Annotated in this window: 18 protein-coding genes and 1 tRNA gene; 11 read left to right on the top strand and 8 right to left on the bottom strand. The window is 36.1% G+C overall.

Annotation, left to right across the window (positions count from 1 at the left end; genetic code table 11):
• The first annotated feature begins 14 nt into the window (after positions 1-14).
• Positions 15-536, top strand: a complete 522-nt coding sequence (locus PMN2A_RS01695; RefSeq protein WP_011294291.1) for an NAD(P)H-quinone oxidoreductase subunit J — start codon at positions 15-17, stop codon at positions 534-536.
• Between the two features lies 1 nt (position 537).
• On the opposite strand, the gene yvcK is transcribed toward PMN2A_RS01695, so the two are convergent.
• On the bottom strand, positions 538-1,935 hold the full coding sequence (gene yvcK / locus PMN2A_RS01690; RefSeq protein WP_011294290.1) for a uridine diphosphate-N-acetylglucosamine-binding protein YvcK: 1,398 nt from the start codon (positions 1,933-1,935) through the stop codon (positions 538-540).
• A 127-nt stretch (positions 1,936-2,062) separates the two neighbouring features.
• Here yvcK and PMN2A_RS01685 point away from each other — a divergent pair, with 127 nt between their 5' ends.
• Together PMN2A_RS01685 and PMN2A_RS01680 are read left to right on the top strand one after the other, a co-directional pair.
• The gene (locus PMN2A_RS01685; RefSeq protein ID WP_011294289.1) at positions 2,063-2,848 is read left to right on the top strand and encodes an ABC transporter ATP-binding protein; all 786 of its coding nucleotides are present in this window, start codon (positions 2,063-2,065) and stop codon (positions 2,846-2,848) included.
• A 4-nt stretch (positions 2,849-2,852) separates the two neighbouring features.
• Positions 2,853-3,698 (top strand): MlaD family protein, encoded by an 846-nt coding sequence (locus PMN2A_RS01680; RefSeq protein ID WP_011294288.1) that lies wholly within the window; start codon positions 2,853-2,855, stop codon positions 3,696-3,698.
• 9 nt (positions 3,699-3,707) lie between these two features.
• Here PMN2A_RS01680 and bchD read toward each other — a convergent pair whose 3' ends face one another.
• A complete protein-coding gene (bchD, locus tag PMN2A_RS01675) occupies positions 3,708-5,861 on the bottom strand; it encodes a magnesium chelatase ATPase subunit D (RefSeq protein ID WP_011294287.1) in 2,154 nt (717 codons plus the stop codon).
• A gap of 46 nt (positions 5,862-5,907) precedes the next feature.
• On the opposite strand from bchD, the gene folK reads away from it, so the two are divergent.
• From folK to PMN2A_RS01660, 3 genes are all read left to right on the top strand, one after another.
• Positions 5,908-6,489, top strand: a complete 582-nt coding sequence (gene folK / locus PMN2A_RS01670; RefSeq protein ID WP_011294286.1) for a 2-amino-4-hydroxy-6-hydroxymethyldihydropteridine diphosphokinase — start codon at positions 5,908-5,910, stop codon at positions 6,487-6,489.
• A 68-nt stretch (positions 6,490-6,557) separates the two neighbouring features.
• A complete protein-coding gene (locus PMN2A_RS01665; protein ID WP_011294285.1) occupies positions 6,558-7,118 on the top strand; it encodes an NUDIX hydrolase in 561 nt (186 codons plus the stop codon).
• On the top strand, positions 7,115-8,596 hold the full coding sequence (locus tag PMN2A_RS01660) for a cryptochrome/photolyase family protein (protein ID WP_011294284.1): 1,482 nt from the start codon (positions 7,115-7,117) through the stop codon (positions 8,594-8,596). The genes PMN2A_RS01665 and PMN2A_RS01660 overlap by 4 nt, the downstream gene beginning before the upstream one ends.
• Before the next feature lies 1 nt (position 8,597).
• Here PMN2A_RS01660 and PMN2A_RS01655 read toward each other — a convergent pair whose 3' ends face one another.
• Complete coding sequence (locus tag PMN2A_RS01655; protein WP_011294283.1) at positions 8,598-9,767, bottom strand: DegT/DnrJ/EryC1/StrS family aminotransferase; 1,170 nt, start codon at positions 9,765-9,767, stop codon at positions 8,598-8,600.
• A 51-nt stretch (positions 9,768-9,818) separates the two neighbouring features.
• Positions 9,819-10,439, bottom strand: a complete 621-nt coding sequence (locus PMN2A_RS01650; RefSeq protein ID WP_011294282.1) for a thioredoxin family protein — start codon at positions 10,437-10,439, stop codon at positions 9,819-9,821.
• Between the two features lie 120 nt (positions 10,440-10,559).
• Between PMN2A_RS01650 and fabI the strand changes: the two genes are divergently transcribed.
• From fabI to PMN2A_RS01635, 3 genes are all read left to right on the top strand, one after another.
• Positions 10,560-11,342, top strand: coding sequence for an enoyl-ACP reductase FabI (gene fabI / locus PMN2A_RS01645; protein WP_011294281.1), 783 nt, complete (start codon positions 10,560-10,562; stop codon positions 11,340-11,342).
• 31 nt (positions 11,343-11,373) lie between these two features.
• Complete coding sequence (gene hisB, locus PMN2A_RS01640; protein WP_011294280.1) at positions 11,374-11,985, top strand: imidazoleglycerol-phosphate dehydratase HisB; 612 nt, start codon at positions 11,374-11,376, stop codon at positions 11,983-11,985.
• Positions 11,986-12,073: 88 nt separating this feature from the next.
• Complete coding sequence (locus PMN2A_RS01635) at positions 12,074-13,567, top strand: carotenoid oxygenase family protein (RefSeq protein WP_011294279.1); 1,494 nt, start codon at positions 12,074-12,076, stop codon at positions 13,565-13,567.
• Positions 13,568-13,593: 26 nt separating this feature from the next.
• On the opposite strand, the gene rdgB is transcribed toward PMN2A_RS01635, so the two are convergent.
• Both rdgB and PMN2A_RS01625 read right to left on the bottom strand, forming a co-directional pair.
• Complete coding sequence (rdgB, locus tag PMN2A_RS01630) at positions 13,594-14,184, bottom strand: RdgB/HAM1 family non-canonical purine NTP pyrophosphatase (protein WP_011294278.1); 591 nt, start codon at positions 14,182-14,184, stop codon at positions 13,594-13,596.
• Positions 14,177-15,637, bottom strand: coding sequence for a phosphomannomutase (locus PMN2A_RS01625; protein WP_011294277.1), 1,461 nt, complete (start codon positions 15,635-15,637; stop codon positions 14,177-14,179). The genes rdgB and PMN2A_RS01625 overlap by 8 nt, the downstream gene beginning before the upstream one ends.
• A 52-nt stretch (positions 15,638-15,689) precedes the next feature.
• On the opposite strand from PMN2A_RS01625, the gene PMN2A_RS01620 reads away from it, so the two are divergent.
• Positions 15,690-17,141: a TM0106 family RecB-like putative nuclease gene (locus PMN2A_RS01620; RefSeq protein ID WP_011294276.1), complete on the top strand. Its 1,452-nt coding sequence runs from the start codon at positions 15,690-15,692 to the stop codon at positions 17,139-17,141.
• A gap of 18 nt (positions 17,142-17,159) precedes the next feature.
• On the opposite strand, the gene PMN2A_RS01615 is transcribed toward PMN2A_RS01620, so the two are convergent.
• Positions 17,160-18,008, bottom strand: a complete 849-nt coding sequence (locus tag PMN2A_RS01615; protein ID WP_011294275.1) for a folate-binding protein YgfZ — start codon at positions 18,006-18,008, stop codon at positions 17,160-17,162.
• Positions 18,005-18,586, bottom strand: a complete 582-nt coding sequence (gene pyrE, locus PMN2A_RS01610) for an orotate phosphoribosyltransferase (RefSeq protein WP_041711130.1) — start codon at positions 18,584-18,586, stop codon at positions 18,005-18,007. The genes PMN2A_RS01615 and pyrE overlap by 4 nt, the downstream gene beginning before the upstream one ends.
• 109 nt (positions 18,587-18,695) lie before the next feature.
• On the opposite strand from pyrE, the gene PMN2A_RS01605 reads away from it, so the two are divergent.
• Positions 18,696-18,768: transfer RNA gene (locus PMN2A_RS01605), tRNA-Ile, on the top strand.
• The last annotated feature ends 3 nt before the right edge of the window (positions 18,769-18,771 follow it).

Here is an 18,771-nt window from a genome sequence, read left to right as displayed (position 1 = left end):
TCTCTTATAAAAAAATGACAAACGATTCGGAAATTGTAGTTGAAGAAAAAATCTCAGGTCCAATAAGCGATTGGCTCTCTAACAATGGATTTGAAAACATTCCTCTCAAAGAAGACCACTTAGGAATTGAAGTTATAAAAATCTCCCCAAACAATCTCTTAACAATAGTTGAAGCGTTAAAAAATGATGGATTTAATTATCTGCAATGCCAAGGTGGCTATGACGAAGGTCCTGGTTTAAATATAGTTTGTTTTTATAATCTAATAGAAATGAATGAATTAAAAGAAGATATTTCTCCTCGCGAAGTAAGATTAAAAGTATTCCTAGATCGCAATGGGGACCTAACTGTTCCAAGTTTATATAGTCTTTTCAGAGGAGCTGATTGGCAAGAAAGAGAAACATTCGATATGTATGGTGTTAACTTCCAAGGTCATCCTCATCCCAAAAGACTTTTAATGCCTGAAGACTGGAAAGGATGGCCTCTCAGAAAAGACTATGTGCAGCCTGATTTTTATGAAATGCAAGATGCATACTAATTTATTTACCTTTTTTGTATCTTCTGTAAAACCTCATTATTGCTAAAGCGAGACTTCTTGGGTCGTGCCTCAAAGTTGGAGTGACCTTTGAACCCTGAAGAGAAGCTAAATAAACATTATATCCTCTAGATAAAAGATCAATCTTGTTGCATTTGACGGGTTCAGCCCCTTTTGATTTGTAGTAATCAACCAATGGGGATGGTTTTAATTCATCTTGAGCAAGTATTGAACTAAATATTTTCCTAGAAATTCCTCTTGATGCCAATTGCGCTTCTATGGCCCTTACATGACCAGTTACGTCAAGTCCATCAGTTTCTCCAGGTTGAGTCATCAAATTACATACATATAGTTTAGGAGCTTTGCTCTTCTCAATCGCCTCGACTATTTCAGGGACAAGCAGGTTTGGAAGAATTGAAGTGTATAAACTTCCTGGACCTATCAAAATAATTTCAGCATTTCTTATAGCTTCTAGAGCTCTTGGCAAAGCTGGGGGTCGCGATGGGTAACAGCCGATTCTGACTATTGGCAAAGGGGCTTTTCCTATGGCTGACTCTCCATCTATTCGGTCACCATTTTCGAGTTCCGCCCACAAACGAACATCTACATTAGTTGCTGGTACAACTTGACCCTGAACTGCAAGAACACGACTTGAAGCAGTAATTGCGGTCTCTAAGCTTCCAGTTATCGCAGTCAAGGCAGATAGGAAAAGATTCCCAAAACTATGTCCCTCAAGTCCACTACCTGAGGGAAAGCGATATTGAAAAAGTCCTTTAATAAGGGGTTCTTCTGTTGCTAAAGCTGCTAAACAATTCCTTATATCTCCTGGAGGCTGAACACCCAGTTCTCTCCTAAGAACTCCACTACTTCCTCCATCATCAGCAACAGTCACTATTGCCGTGATTCGGCTGCTATATCTTTTTAAGCCTTTTAATAATGAAGATAAACCTGTTCCTCCTCCAATAGCAACAATATTTGGACCTCTATTTAATTTTTGCTTAGCTCTTAAAGCATCAACCAAAAAAGTATCTTTTTTTGGACCTAAAGCCTGCCTAATAGATTCAAAACTTCTCCCTTGACCCCAAATTAAAAGAGAAATTCCTATCAAAAAGACTATGGGTCCAGAAATGGTTCTAGGTAAAAAAGTAGTTATAAATCCTAAAAACCAAAAAAGTATTTCAACTACCCAATAAATTGGACGCAAGTCAGCCCAAATAGAGGCTCCAATCAAAGCAATTAACAAGCCCAATCCAGATGTCATCATCCACCTTTTGACTACTAATCCAGGCAACAGCCATCTAATAGCTCTTTTGAAGCGAGAGTAAAGATGAAAAGACAAGCTAGCGAGAAGGCTTTTACGCAAGGTGGCTCTTCTTAATTTTCTTTTTCTTCTTTTGTTCAATGGATTCGAGTTTGAGAAAATTTCAACAAATAGACCTAAATAATTAATTCATATAAACTCTAATTAAACTTCCCATTTCACAGATCTCATACAAAATGAGACAGGTAAACAAACATTAGGAGAGAGTGTGCCAAAAAACACTCAAGTAATGTTGATGAAAGATCTCAGTGTTGAACTGGGGTCAAACAAAGTCCTCGATTCAGTCAATCTAGCCATGATGGCTGGAGAGAGATTGGCAATTGTTGGTCCATCAGGCTCGGGCAAGTCAACAATACTTCGCTTACTCGCTGGTTTGCTCTTACCTTCTGAAGGAAGCCTTAAAATATCAGGTATTGATCAAAATTATTTAAGGCTTGATCAAAATAGTCCTCCTGATGTGAGATTAGTTTTTCAAAATCCAGCATTATTAGCATCATTAACTGTTAAGGAAAATGTAGGTTTTTTGCTTGAAAAACAGAAAGTTTTACCCGAGGAAATTATCAATAAAAAAGTCATAAATTGCTTACAGAAAGTGGGTTTATATGATGTTGCGGACAAATTTCCAAATCAACTGAGTGGAGGGATGCAAAAAAGAGTAAGTTTTGCTCGTGCATTAATCAGTGACTCCAAGAAAGGAAAAGGCTCTATTCCGCTTCTTTTATATGACGAACCAACTGCTGGTTTAGATCCAATAGCTTGTACTCGTATTGAAGATCTAATTATTAAAACAACTGAGGCTGCGGAAGGATGTTCAATTGTAGTTAGTCACGTTTCAAGTACAATTGAAAGAACAGCTAATAGAGTTCTTTTGCTTTACGGTGGCAAGTTTCAATGGGATGGATCCATAGATCAATTTAAACAAAGTGAAAATGCCTATGTAAAACAATTTCGCACAGGCAATCTTCAAGGACCAATGCAACCTGAGGACTCATAAATTTATGCGAAGAAGTTTACGAGATGCTTTTGTTGGCTTTTCACTATTAGGTGGGTTAGTTATCTTTTCAGGAGCAATGCTCTGGTTAAGAGATTTTCGTTTAGGCTCAAAAACATGGGAAATATCTGCAAGCTTTAAAGATGCAAGTGGTCTTGCCAAGATGTCTCCAGTTACTTATCGGGGAATCATTGTTGGATCTGTTCAAAATATTAGTTTCACACCAAACACAGTTGAAACTAAAATAAAAATAAATAACGATAATCTAATTCTACCAAAACCTGTAATTGCCAAAATCGTCACAAGTTCTATGCTTGGAGGAGATGCTCAATTATCTTTAATATCACTAGGCAAATCATTAAATAAAAATGAACTAATTACAGTCAATAAAGATTGTCCTCAAAAAAGAATCTTATGTAGTGGAGATAAAATTAAAGGTGTTGAAATGGTTAGCATATCAAGCTTGACAGAGGGTATAAATGGAATTATTGATGAAGCTGATAAACAAGCAATAGTAAATAAAGTATCTGAATCTATTCAACAATTTGATCGAACTCAAGCTAATCTTGATGAACTTGTCTTGTTATCTAAATCAGAACTTATAAGAGCAAAGCCTATAATTTCTGAACTAACAAAAGCTTCTTTTCATTTAAATAATATTCTTGAAAGCCTAGACAATCCTGAGACTTTAAAAGATATTCAGGAACTTGCCTCAACATCTAGCTCTCTAACAAAGAAAATTGATCAAATGAGCTCAGATATGGGAAATATTATGGAAGACAAAGAACTTATAAATGCTCTAAAAAAGGTAACCATTGGTTTAAGTAAATTATTTGATGATATATATCCTTAAAAACAAGTTTCAGGTAACGCTGTTAATCGCATCCATTGCAATTGAAGCAATAGCCTTATCACTTGCCTTAGGTAATTGAACATATTTACCTCCGGATGCGTCAGCCAAGTCTTTACCCATTCCACTAGCAATAAACTTTCTTTCTGTATCAATTACAAGCAATTTAATACCAAGAGCACGATAACGCGAAGCGACATCAAGAACTTCTTGCTTCAAGTCGGGTGGTGTCTCTCCCTCAAGAATTGGTTGACCTAGTGAAGTGCTTAATGGAACGTTTCCACGCCCATCCGTAATTGCCACTACTACAACCTGTCCGAGATCTCCTGTGGCTAAGGCATTTGCTCCAACTCTTGCAGCCTGAGTTAACCCATGAGCTAGTGGAGAGCCACCACCACATGGCATTGCCTCAAGTCTCCTTTTCGCAGCGGTGATTGATCTGGTTGGAGGGAGTAAAACTTCTGCTTGATCCCCTCTGAAAGGTATAAGAGAAACTTCATCTCTGTTTTCATAAGCTTCGGTTAGCAACCGAATAACAGCTCCCTTTGCACTTTGCATTCTATTGAGCGCCATTGATCCACTTGCATCAACCAAGAAAATTACCAATGCCCCAGCTTTACGCTGCAGTAATTTTGCGCGTAGATCGCCTTCCTCAACAATAACTTTCCTATTAGGTTCTCTTTCCCTTCTTGCTTTCTGATAAGGAGCTGCAGCTCTTAAGGTTGCATCAACGGCAATCCTTCTAACAGGTCCTCTAGGAATAATTGGTTTCACGTATCGACCTCTGTTATCACTTAAGACAGCTGATCGACTTCCGCTATTTCCACTCTTTGATTTAGTAGATGAAAACAACAACAAATCAGGATCTACGGCACATGCTTCTGGATCAAGCATAAATTCCTCTGGGATTGGAGGAGATGACTCTTCATCTTGCTCCTCTTCCTGATCTTCTTCTTGATCTTCCTCTTGATCATTATTGTCATCAGAGTCTTCAGGAGGCGGTGGTGGTGGCTGCTGATCTTCAGGGGCCGGAGGCTCCATCTCCTCTTCTGACGGCATTTGCATGGCCCTGGGAGCGATGACAAGTCTTACTGCCGCTTTTAAATCTTCTGCGTCCACTGAATCCCTTCCACACAAGGCAGCATGAGCCTTTGCAACCCTTACTGAATAAAGCTCTGATCTGTGTCCTTCTACACCTCCACGTATAGCTTCCACAACTAAGTATTCAATTTGATCCTCACTGATTTGAACATCTGGAAGCCATTGCCTTGCCAAAAGCAATTGTGTTGATAGAGATTCTGTGTCTTCAGACCATTTCTTAGAAAAAGCTTCACTTGATTGACCATGAGAAATGGCAGATTGAGTTATTTCAACTCTTTGTTCGTTTGTAATTAATTGATCTGCAGATAAAACAATTGCAAATCTGTCCAAGAGGTGGTCCCTTAATCCCCCCTCTTCAGGATTGTAAGTAGCAATCAAAAGAGGACGGCAAGGGTGACTTAGGCTCAATCCTTCTCGTTCAACTCTATTTTCACCTGCACCTACTGAAGCCAAAAGTAGATTGACAATGCCGTCATCCAATAAATTCAATTCGTCTATGTACAAAACTCCTCTGTGAGCCTCAGCTAGTAAGCCTGGCTGAAATACTGGAGTTCCGCTTGATAATGAAGCAGCGACATCAACTGCACCAACAAGCCTATCCTCCGTTACTCCTAAAGGAACCTGAATAAAGGGCGCAGAAACAACTTTTGTAGGGATATTTTCTAAGTCATCAGTATTTTCATAACTCCCTATCTTTTTTGTGAAAAGTTTTTTAGTTAAATCATCCCATTCGCCTGAAAAAGAAGGATCTAAATTTCTACCTGCCGGATAAATAAATGAATCATCTCCATCCTCAGTATTGGCTAATTCGTCTAAATCAATTATTTCAATCGGCGGGAGAAGGGCATGTAAGCCTCTAGCTAAAACAGATTTCCCAGTCCCGCGACCACCCGCAATTATTACTCCTCCCAAACCAGGATCAACTGCGGCGAGCATTAAAGCAAGCTTTAAAGTTCCATGGCCTGTAATTGCAGCCAAAGGGAAAGCAAGATTGGCTCTATCCTTTACAGCAATGTCTTTTGAAGTCGAAGACATATTGTTATTGTTCAATCCACTGGAAACCATAGGGTTGGATCAACAAGCAAATTTTTAAAAGTCTTTTAATATTCGCATGACTTATGCAAAACAAAAACCGGAATTGAAACTCGTCATCTCAATAGGCGCAAATATCCCTGGCATTCTAGGAGATCCCATAAGGACAATCGCTGCCATGAGGCCGCATATAGAAAAAAGCATAATCGAGTGGAATATTGCTTTAAATCATCCAAAAATAGACTCTCAAAATTTTGATAAGTCTTTATCTTTTCAATGGGCTCCTCTATTTGAGACTGATCCTTTAGGGGGGCCAATTGACCAACCAAAATTCATTAATACCGTACTTGTTGTGGAGGGAGAGGGTTTTGCCTCAGTAACCCCAAATGAAAAAGCAGCTAAATGTTTGATGAAAAAATTTTTAGAATTAGAAAAGATTGCAGGAAGGGAAAGAGAAAATATAGAGATTATTTGGGGGCCAAGATCTTTGGATATTGACTTCATTTCTTGGGGCGGACTACAAATAAATACTGACACTTTGATTTTGCCTCATCCAAGATTTAGTGAAAGAAACTTTGTTTTAATTCCCCTTGCAGAAGTTTTATCAAAAACCCAAGGTAAAACGAAACGAATCAGTTCTCAAAATATTTGGCCTGAATAAAACTCGTAACAAAAATCACCAACCTTTTCTAAAAAAATCAGCCATCCTATAAGGATAGAAAAAAAAGCATGTCAATTCCAGGACCTGAACCCTCAAAAATTATTGAGACAAAAGCTTGTCTTGATGCAAAAAAAATTCGTTTTGAAATTAATAAATTTCTTTTACCTAATTCAATGGAGGGCGAATTTGGGATCATTCGTCATCCTGGGGCTGCATTAGCCGTACCAATAACAGATTCTGGAGAAGTCGTTATTCTTCGTCAATACAGATTTGCTTGCTCGAGAAGAATTCTTGAGTTTCCTGCTGGAACATTAGAATTAGGCGAAAGCCCCCTTGAATCAATCAAAAGAGAAGTTCAAGAAGAAAGTGGTTACTCTGCAAAAAGATGGGACAAACTGGGAGAAATGCTTCCTTGCCCAGGATATTCTGACGAAACAATTCATATTTTTCTTGCAAGGGATCTAACAAAACTTGAAAAAAAACCTGAGGGCGATGCAGATGAAGATATTGAAGTATTAAAAATTTCCCCAAGAAAATTAAATGAAATCATTGCAAGTGGGGAAGAGTCACTTGATGGGAAAACTATTACAGCATGGTTCAGAGCATGCCAACTCTTGAATATAAGATGACAAAATTTCAATCAATATTTTGGCATAGGAGAGATTTAAGATTTGGAGATAATATCGGCCTATTCGAAGCATCAAAAAATTCAAAAAGCCTTATCGGAGTATATGTTTTAGATCCCAAACTCTTAGATCTAAATAGAACTACATCTGAAGCAAAAAACTGGTTTTTAGGTGAAAGTCTTATAGAACTACAAAAGAATTGGGAGATTAGAGGAAGTCGTTTATTAATATTAAATGGAGATCCTATTGAATTAATATCTAAATTAGCTGAGTTAGTTCATGCTGAATGTATTTACTGGAACGAAAATATTGAACCTTATGAAATCAATAGAGACAAACAAATTGCAGAAAAACTTTCAAAAGAAAAAAGGAAAGTTTATACATTTTTAGATCAATTAATTGTTAACCCAAGTAATATCAAAACAAACAATGATGAACCATACAAGGTATATGGACCCTTTTATCGCAAATGGATTGATTTAATCAATATAACCAAATCATCAGAGAATAATTTAATACAAACCTCAGAAACAGCTAAACAACTTACAGGTCTTAATGAAAGAGAATTATCATCAATTAAAAACTCTGATTTAAACTACTGTATTACAAACAAAAGCAAATCTATTTATGAATTACTTTCTTTAAATAGATTCAACAAAACAAATCTATGTCCTTGCAAGCCGGGAGAATCAGAATCAATAAAACAATTAAACTCTTTTATACATTCAGGAGTTATAAATTCATACAATAAAGCAAGAGATATTCCATCTTTAGAGAATACTTCTCATCTAAGTGCTGCTTTAAGTTTAGGTACCATAAGTTGCAGAGTAGTATGGAATGGGGCTCAAGTATCAAAAAACGCGACGGATGATGAATATAAAATAAATTCTATTGATACATGGATAAAGGAACTTGCTTGGAGAGAGTTTTATCAAAATGCTCTCATTAATTTTCCAGAGCTTGAGAAAGGTCCATACAGGGAGAAATGGTTAGATTTTCCATGGCAAAATAGACCTGATTGGTTTGAAGCATGGGGAGATGGATTGACTGGTATCCCAATAATTGATGCTGCAATGAGACAACTTAAGTGTTCTGGATGGATGCATAATCGTTGCAGAATGATTGTTGCCTCTTTTCTAGTAAAAGACCTTTTAATTGATTGGAGATTGGGAGAACTTTTCTTCATGAAAAGCTTAGTTGATGGTGACTTGGCAGCAAACAACGGGGGTTGGCAATGGAGTGCTAGCAGTGGGATGGATCCAAAACCCATGAGAATATTTAATCCTTTTAGACAAGCTTCTAAATTTGACGAAGATGGTGAATATATCCGAAAATGGATTCCTGAGCTATCACATATTTCAACGCCTAATTTACTTTCAGGTGAAATAAGTTCTGCGGAGAGAAATAGCTATCCAAAACCAATAATAAGCCACAAAAATCAAACATCAATCTTCAAAGAATTATATTCGAATATTAAATAGCTTATTTTTTAAATAGTTCTTTTATTTTATCAATGACATATGATTGCTGAATAGATTTTAACTCTGGGAAAATAGGTAAACTAATAACCTGACTACATACTTTTTCAGTAACAGGAAGAGATCCTTCTTTATACTCTAAATTTTTATATGCAGGTTGAAGATGTATGGGTATTGGGTAATAAATTATTGTATTTACACCAAGCCTATGAAGTTCAGTTTTAAATAGATCTCTATTTAGATTATCAAAAACATCATCTGAGTTAGATTTTATATTTTTAATAAAAGAATTGTCCATTATTCTGATTACAAATTGATTCCAAGAATGACCAGAATTATTAACAAAAGTATTAGATGGTAATTCAATTGAATCTATAGCTGATAACTGATTCATGTAATTAATAGCTATTTCTTTTCTTTGCTCAATCCATTTATTTAATCGGATTAACTTAACATTTAATATTGCAGCTTGTAATGAATCAAGTCGACTATTATATCCAATATTTGTATGAAAATATCTCTTTGGCATCCCATGAATAGCTAGTTCCCTAATTGTTTTTGCTAGATCAAAATCATTAGTAGTTATAGCTCCTCCATCTCCTGCTGCACCTAAGTTTTTAGTAGGGAAAAAACTAAAACAACCTATATCCCCATAACTTCCAACAGGTTTACCTCGCCAATACGCCCCAGCTGCTTGAGCACAATCTTCTACAACCTTAAGATTATTGGATTCAGCAATTGCCATTATTTTATCCATATCTAGTGGATGACCAAACAAATGCACAGGCAAAATAGCTTTTGTTCTGGGAGTTATTGCTTTTTCTATTAAATCCAGATCCATAAGATAGTTTTTAGAATCAATATCTACAAAAACCGGCCTAGCTCCAACACTGGTGATTGCTTCTGCAGTAGCAAAAAAACTAAATGATGAGGTGATCACCTCATCACCTTGTCCAATATTTAGTGCTCTTAAAGCAAGAATTAATGCATCTGTTCCACTATTACAACTAACTGAGTAAGAAGTTTCTGTTGCTAAGGCAAAAGCTTTTTCGAACGAAGCTACTTCCTCTCCTCCAATATATTTTCCGCTTCTAAAAACCTTAATTAAAGCTTCTTCAATCTCGTCTCCAATTTCAGAAATTTGAGCTTCAAGACTAAAAGGAGGTATTTGCATAACTATTTAAATTAAGTTGTAACGATGAACAATTAAAAGACTCTCATTAATTCATCCAAACCACTCAGGCTCCATACCTGGATGCCATTTTATGTTGCAACCAATAGAAGGTTTTTGATTAGCTGAAATAACTTCTCCCTTTAATAAGGATTTGAATACTAGACGAATATCATCACCAGATACAGGAGTTTCATTGCCGGGGCGACTTCCGTCCATTTGTCCCCTATATCTCAATGTTAAGTTTCCATCTGGAGAAGGCCAAAAAACATAAAAATCGGGAGTACATGCGGCTCTAAGCGCTTTTGCTAATTTTTGATCAGAATCAAATAGGTATGGGAACTTCCATCCCAGTTTATTAGCTTGAGAGGCTAAGAATTCTGGTGCATCTTGAGGATGGGTTATCAAGCTATTGCTAGAAATAGCCAAAAATTGAATATCATTACCAAAAGAATTGAATAGGTTTGTGATTCCACTTTCTACATGTTTAACAAATGGACAATGAGCACATATAACCATCAAAAACAATGGTCTTTTTGTTAGGTCAACACTTCTAATATGACTAAGGCCTTTTAAAGGATCATCTGGAGCAGAGTTCACGCCTGAAACCACACCTAACTCAAAATTAGGTAATTGAGTTCCTAATGGAAGCATTGTTGAGGCTGTTCGAACCATGATTCTTATAGTTTTTTGGGGTTAATGGATTACAGAACTTTTAACTATATATTCATTTAACTATGAGTCTTAGCCCTAAATAAGGGACAATTAGAAATACTAACCAAATGAGTCCGAAAGATGCTTCTCGATCTTAGTGGCAAAAAAATCCTTGTTACAGGAATAGCAAACAATAGATCAATTGCCTGGGGCATTGCACAACAGTTAAAAGCAGCTGGAGCTGAATTAGGAATTACATACTTGCCCGATGAAAAAGGTAGATTTGAAACGAAAGTAAAAGAACTTACTTCTCCTTTAAATCCAAGCTTGTTCTTACCACTTAATGTTCAAAATTCTTCTCAAATTGAAGAAGTTTTTGAAGCCATTAAAAATCAATGGGGTCAGCTTGATGGATTAGTTCACTGTCTAGCCTTTGCAGGTAAAGAAGAATTAGTAGGCAATTACAGTGCAACTTCTTCAGAGGGATTCTCAAGAGCCCTAGAAATCAGCGCTTACTCACTAGCCCCACTATGTAAATATGCAAAACCTCTTTTCAGTAAAGGTGCTGGCGTAGTCACCTTGACTTATTTAGGAGCAGAAAGAGCAATTCCCAATTACAACGTAATGGGGGTTGCTAAAGCAGCTTTGGAGGCATCGGTTAGATATCTTTCGGAAGAACTTGGTCCTGAGAATCAGGTTCGAGTTAATGCTATCAGTGCTGGACCAATAAGAACTCTCGCAAGCTCAGCGATTGGAGGAATTCTGGACATGATTCATAATGTCGAAGAAAAAGCTCCCCTTAGGAGAACCGTTACTCAAATCGAGGTAGGCAATACCGCAGCTTTCTTGCTTAGCGATCTTTCAAGTGGTATATCAGGACAAACTGTTTATGTTGATGCAGGTTATTGCATCAATGGAATGTAATTTCAAGCCAACTTAAAATTGCCAATTAAATATGGAAAAAACTAGAGAAGGAGAGATTAGACGGGAAACTAAGGAAACTGACGTTTTTGTGAAAATTGATCTTGATGGTTCTGGAAAATGCAGTGCAAATACGGGGATTGGTTTTCTAGACCATATGATCCAACAATTATCTAGTCATGGATTATTTGATATTGAAGTAAGAGCAAATGGAGATACTCACATAGACGATCATCACACCAATGAGGATGTTGGAATTGCTATTGGACAAGCTTTGTCAAAAGCATTAGGTGATCGAGTTGGAATCAAACGTTTTGGTCATTTTTTAGCTCCGCTTGATGAGGCTCTTATTCAGGTTGTGGTTGATTGCTCCGGTCGACCACATTTAAGTTTTAGTTTAGATATTCCTTCTCAAAAAGTGGGCACTTATGATACGGAGTTAGTTAAAGAATTTTTTGGTGCTGTTGTGAGTAATGGTGGTTTAACTCTCCACATCAGACAACTGGCAGGAAATAATACTCACCACATAATTGAGGCTACTTTCAAATCGTTTGCAAGAGCCCTTAGGATGGCTACTGAAATTGACCCTAGAAGATCAAGTCAAATTCCAAGCAGTAAAGGAGTTCTTGAACAGGCTGGTCAATAAAAACTCCATATTTAAATAAATCATTTGAGCTTGAACTCGCAAAAGTCAGACTTTTAAGCGAAAATCAAGTTTCAATTCAAGAAAAATAATGGCAGTTAGTTATTTAAAAAGAGAAACATCACCAAAGCAAACAATCTTCAACAAAGAAGATTGGTCCAGTGCATATTGCAATGTTGAAAAAGAATTAGATAACGTTCAACTCAAGCTTGTAAAAGGATCTATTCCTGAACAAATTTCTGGTACCTTTTATCGAAACGGCCCAGGTAGATTAGAAAGAGGGGGAAGATGGGTCCATCATCCATTTGATGGAGATGGCATGATTGCTGCCTTCAAATTTGACAATGGAAAAATAAACCTGACGAATCGTTTTGTTCGCACAAAGGAATGGACAGAAGAAGAAAAATCCCAAAAATTTCTATATAGAGGTGTATTTGGAACTCAAAAAGAAGGAGGAGTGTTAGCTAATGCTTTTGATGTAAGGCTAAAAAATATTGCCAATACACACGTAATAAAACTTGGAGATGATCTACTAGCTTTATGGGAAGCGTCTAGTCCATATTCACTTAATCCAAATACCCTTGAGACCAAAGGTTTATCAAATTTAAAAGGAGTTTTAAAAAAAGGTGAAGCATTTAGTGCTCATCCACGATTTGACCCTGGCCATCATCAAAGTCAAAGAATGGTCACTTTTGGGGTATCTACAGGTCCTAAAAGCACAATAAGATTGATGGAATTTTCCACAGAGGGAGAAAATATTGGTTCTCTTTTAAGTGATAGAAAAGATTCTTTTAATGGATTTGCCTTCTTGCATGATTTTGCCATAACTCCAAACTGGGCAATATTTCTGCAAAATGCTATTAGTTTTAATCCTCTCCCTTTTCTTCTTGGACAAAAAGGAGCCGCACAATGTTTAGCCTCTAAAAGTGATGGAACTCCAAAATTTTTATTAATTCCAAGGGACTCTGGCAAGTTTGCTGGTCAACCTCCAAAATCAGTTAATGCTCCAAAGGGTTTTGTTTTTCATCATCTAAATGCATGGGAAGATAATGAAAAAATCAATATTGAAAGTATTTTTTATGATGATTTTCCGAGCATTGGACCCGAAGATAATTTTAGAGAAATTGATTTTGATCTTTTACCAGAAGGAATTTTGAAAAGAAGTGAAATCAATCCCATAGAAAATACATTTACCTGCTCAACAATAAGCAATCAATGTTGTGAATTTGCAATGGTTAATCCTCATTTTGAAGGATTAAAGGCCCGCTTTAGTTGGATGGCAACTGCAGAAGAAAAAGAGGGGAATGGGCCACTTCAAGCCATAAAAAAAATCGATTTATCTAATAATAAAGAGATAAGTTGGAGTGCGGCTCCAAGAGGTTTTGTAAGTGAACCTATATTTATTCCATCTCAAGAATCAAAGTCTGAAGAAGACAATGGATGGGTTGTTGCATTGGTTTGGAATAGTATTAGATCGGGAACTGATTTAATAATTCTTGATTCTAAAGATCTGACTGAAAAAGCTATTCTTGAAGTTCCAATATCAATCCCACATGGATTACACGGAAGCTGGGTTGAAAATTAAAAAAAAAGTTTTCAAGAAATCAAAAACTACTTTTTCATTGAACCCAATAGTTGTTTTAATTTTGGTATGAGCAATTTGAATGCATTACCCCTGTGACCAATATGCTTCTTTTTTTCGTGGTCCATTTCTGCATAAGTCTCACCTAATCCAGAAACTTCAAAAATCGGATCATAACCAAACCCATTTTGCCCTTTCGGGAAAAAAGTTATTAGACCTTCGCAAAAGCCTGAAACTTCTATCAACACTTTTTCTCCACTAGCAATACATAATGCACATTCAAATTTAGCTTTTCTATTTGAAAAAGGTTTTAACTCGGCTAATAGTTTTTCAATTCTTTGCTTGTCTGAACTTGCATACCTAGAAGAATAAATGCCTGGAGCCCCCCCAAGAGCCTCAACACTTAATCCAGAGTCGTCAGCAAGAGACAAATTACCTGTTGCTTGACTCACAGCAATGGCCTTGATTCTTGCATTTTCCATAAATGTACTTCCTGTTTCCTCAATCTCAAAACCAACAGGTTGAGTCAATAAATCAATGGGAAAATCGTCTAAAAGTTTTTTAAATTCTCCAATTTTACCCTTATTGCCACTAGCAATTACAAGAGGGACATTATCCAAAACTATTATCTATAAGTTGCTTTGCATAATACAAAGTTGAAGTAACTTCTGCACTGGATGGCGCTTCACAATAAATTCTTAAAAGAGGCTCTGTTCCAGAGAAACGGAACATCAGCCAATGACTTTTATCAAGTATGAGTTTTATTCCATCAGTTGAAATAACCTCTAAAACTGATTTATGACCAATTGAAGATGGGGTTTTCTGTTTCAAAAAATCTTCCAAAGACCTTCTCATCTCCATGTCTTTGAGAGTTAAATCAATACGTTCGAAATGACTCTTACCAAAACGAGCATGAAGAGAATCTATTTTCTCACCTAAACATTTACCATCAGCAACTATTGACTCCATCAAAAGCAAAGCGGTAAACAAAGCATCACGTTCTGGCAAGTGATGTCCAAACCCAACTCCCCCTGACTCCTCTCCTCCAATAAGAACTTCTCTTGAAAGCATTTCTTCAGCAATATATTTAAACCCAACTGGCTTTTCGAGCACTTCTCTCCCTAGATCCTCAGCAACCAATCTCATCAAATCCGATCCACTCACAGTTTTTACAACGCAACCTGGCATATTTCTAACTCTTGCCAAATGATCTATCAAGACAGGCATTAATAACTGTGTATTGCAATATCTACCTTTTTCATCTATTGCCGCAATTCGATCTCCATCTCCATCAAAAACTAGGCCCATAGACAATTCCCCTGCCTGGGATTCATCCTGAACTTCTTGTATTAATTGCGATAGGTAAGCCTTCAGAGGTTCTGGAGGATTACCACCAAAGCATGGGTCTATTTCAGTTCTTATTTCATAAATAAGATCTTCACTATCAACTCCAAATAATTCAGACATGCAGCCCGCAGCAGATCCATGCATTGGATCAACAAAAATTTTCACACCTAATTTCCTCAAGCCATCAGAAATCAAATGCATGTCAAATTTCTGACTAATCCCCAAAAGATGTTGTTTTCGAAAATCAACTCTCTCGGTTACGCCTTCGATTGGAATTGATATCCCCCCAGCATCTAATCTTTTTTGAACGGAATCGGTAAAAGAGCTATCAACTGAGCCTCCAAAAGGACCTTTAATTTTCAAACCCAACCATTCGCATGGGTTATGACTTGCTGTAATCACTAGTGCACCAAGTGCATTTTCTTCAACTATCCCCCAGCTACAAGAGGGAGTTGGCAGCGCGGAAGAAGCCAACAAAGGGACTAAATCAACTCCTCTAACTGCAGATGCGACCGCCTCAGCCATCTCCTCTGCTAGGAATCGACGGTCATAACCAATGATTATTTTATTATTTTTTTTCTCTTTGACATAAGCAAGCTCTTGAGCTGCTGCTGCTGCAACTTTAAGTAATCTTTCCAAGGTGAACTCAACGCCTAAGATCCCCCTCCATCCATCTGTTCCGAAAGAAATTTTCTCCTTAGTGAGATTCAACTTTTTCTTTTTCATCTTTATATTGGAGAAACTTTGTTCTTAAAGAAATGCGGATTATTCTCTAAGTATGAAATGTAATAAATCCAAACCAATTAACGATCACCTTTTAAGGAGTTGGATTAGATGCAGAAGAAAAGCGTGGCTTGATATTTATGGTGATAAACAAAAAAAGTTGTGGACGGCCCACAGCACACTTCAATTAAATCATCAAATCGACTGCTTTCATAATCTCTCACAAAAAAGTTATGGTATAGGAATTCGAGCATGTGAAGAGGGGAAAAATATTGCTTATGGAGTCAGAATTAAATATCCTCTAATAAAAAATAGACTTATCAAAGCAAATTTACCAATACTAAGGAAGACATCTGGAGAGAGTATTTGGGGGAATTTTGCATATCAACCTATATTAGCTAGGCAAGGTAAAAAAATAACAAGAGAGCATAAATTAACACTTGCATTGACTGGTTTATTAATAAATAATTTACAAAAATTTCAAGTAAAGAAAGGATTAATATTACACAAAGAAAATGAAGTTATCAAAGTCGAAAAGATAAAATTAAGCGATAATATAAACACAGATTTAATAGGTTCATTATTACATCTAGAAAAAGATATTGAATCAAGAACTCCTCCACCCATAACTTCTAATAGAAAAAAATGCACAATATGTTCATGGAGAAAAGAATGTGATGCTGTAGCAATTAAAGAAGGAAGCTTAAGTGAAGTTAGCGGGATTGGAGCAAAAAGAGAAGTTTTATTAAACAAAATTGGCATAAATAATATAGAGGAGCTAGCAAAGATCAAGCATTATAAATTACAGGAAAAGCTTGAAATATTTGGGACACAACATAGTGATATTTCCAAACAAATTATTTTACAATCTCAATCTCAATCAACGAATAGGGCAATCAAACTAAATCCAGAAATAGAACTAAATAATCTAAAGAAAGCAAAAGGTTTATATATTTATGATATTGAATCTGATCCAGATATTAGACATGACTTTTTACATGGATTTATTCGATTACCAAAAAATATAAAAAATGAAATAAGTTTAGAAAAAACTAAATACTCACCATTACTTAATATTGAAAAAAACACTGAAAGTTTCCTATGGAAAAGAATAACTAAAAAATTAAGTATTAATCAAGACTATCCCATTATCCATTATGGGGAAACAGAACCAATATCTTTGCTAAAGCTAGGAATACGACAAGGAGCTAATCCTCATGAAATTGAAGAATTAAAAAACAGATTTATTGATATACATTTATTAATTAGAGAATACTGGTGTCTTCCCGTAAGAAATTATGGTCTTAAATCAATCGCAGAATGGATAGGATTTGAATGGAAACAATCAAATGCAGATGGAGCTAGAGCTCTCTTATGGTGGAGACAATGGAAAAAATCACGTAAAATAAATAAAATGTATTCCAGAAATTTAAATTCAATTTTTGAATATAATCGTGATGATTGTATAGCCACCTTAATGATCGCAAAGTGGTTAATAGATCACTAGTAAGTATATCGCAATAAATTAAAAAGGATTAGTAAAAGAGATTGGTTTTTTAATAGTTATGGAGTCACCATTTTCAGAAAAACAAAAATCATGATCAAGAAAAGTTTTCTTAATTAAAGCCAGTCCATTAAAAAAATTATCATCAACCCTAATTGAAGAAGTCACAACTCCTACATTTTTTTTATACCCTTCATTTTTATTAGTATTAAAAAACTTTTTACCAATTTGAAAATTATCATTTTCCCCATAAGCTTCCCAATAACGAAGTTGATATTTTAGAGATTTAGATCTAAAAAACTTCGCCATTGCCTCTTGACCTAGATAACAGCCTTTGTCTAGATTTATAGTATCTGCTAATCCTAGCTCGTAAGGATTAGTTTCTCCATTCATCTCTTTATCAAAGCTAGGTATTCCTTGTCTTATTTTCCATCCTTCCAATTCTTCTTTAGTAGCTTTTTTGTATTTAGTTATTCCATCTATGCTGAAAGTATTATCATCAATCCAACTAAAATCTGAATCCTTCCATGAACTATTATTATTTATTTCTTGTCTTCTTCTAATTGGATCTATAACTTCTAACTTAACTTTGTCGGCTGGAAATATCACTGATTCAAATCCATCTCTTATAGAGTTAATTTCACCGCAAATTATAACTATTTCAGCCATATCATCTGAAAGTCGAATTTCCAATACAGCTTTTAAAGCTCCTTTAGTTGATAGCCAACAACACATGAATATTCTATCTAGTTCTTTCTGAGCAAAAACGTCTGCGGTTGTTTGACCATGTAAAAAAGAAGTAGTCCCCTGACCTTTGAGAAGTAATGAAGGGAATGTTTCATCCCAAATCAATGCTTGGGATTCTGTCATTGCAAACTATTAGCTCTTTCAACAATCTCTTTTAAAAAGAAAAGACTATTTAACTCTAAATCAGCTTTAGACATTGCATCTAGGCCTCCTTCTTCTCTGTCAACTATTGCTAGTACTTGTTTAACTAAATACCCTTGATTTCTAAGTTGTTCAACTGCTTTTAAAGAAGAGCCACCAGTCGTAACAACATCCTCTAAGACAGTAATCACAGAACCCTTTGGAGGTAAAGGTCCTTCTAACCACGCTCCAGTCCCATGGCCTTTCGCTTCCTTCCTAACTATTAAACCGTTTAAATCAATACCTGATTGAGCTGCCAAAATTACAACGCCACTAACAAGTGGGTCAGCACCTAAAGTTAAGCCAGCTACGCCACTATCACTTTCATTAATTTGTTTTAGGAATAATGAACTTATTGACAAGAGACCTGGACCTGAGAGAGAGACTGGCTTGCAATTGACGTAATGAGAACTTTTTTTTCCGGAAGCCAAAGAAAAATCGCCAAACCTATAAGCTTTTTGAGCTAATAAAGTTAAAAGATTTTCTTTTATTCCATCTGATGAAGGATTCAATGGATTCATATCTTTATATGCAAGTTTAATTATTAAACATCTTGGTGGGATTAGATATATATTTACTTTAGGCAAACTAATTCACTATTATCAAAAAAAGTTTTAGTTCTCCTTTTTTGGGGGTGTAGCAATCTGGTGAATGCAGCGAACTCATAATTCGCCTTAGGCGAGTTCGATCCTCGCCACCCCCATAG

The sequence above is a fragment of the Prochlorococcus marinus str. NATL2A genome, assembly GCF_000012465.1.
Classification (GTDB): domain Bacteria; phylum Cyanobacteriota; class Cyanobacteriia; order PCC-6307; family Cyanobiaceae; genus Prochlorococcus_B; species Prochlorococcus_B marinus_B.
The sequence above is the reverse complement of the archived record's forward strand: the minus strand, read 5'-3'. Positions and strand labels throughout refer to the sequence as shown.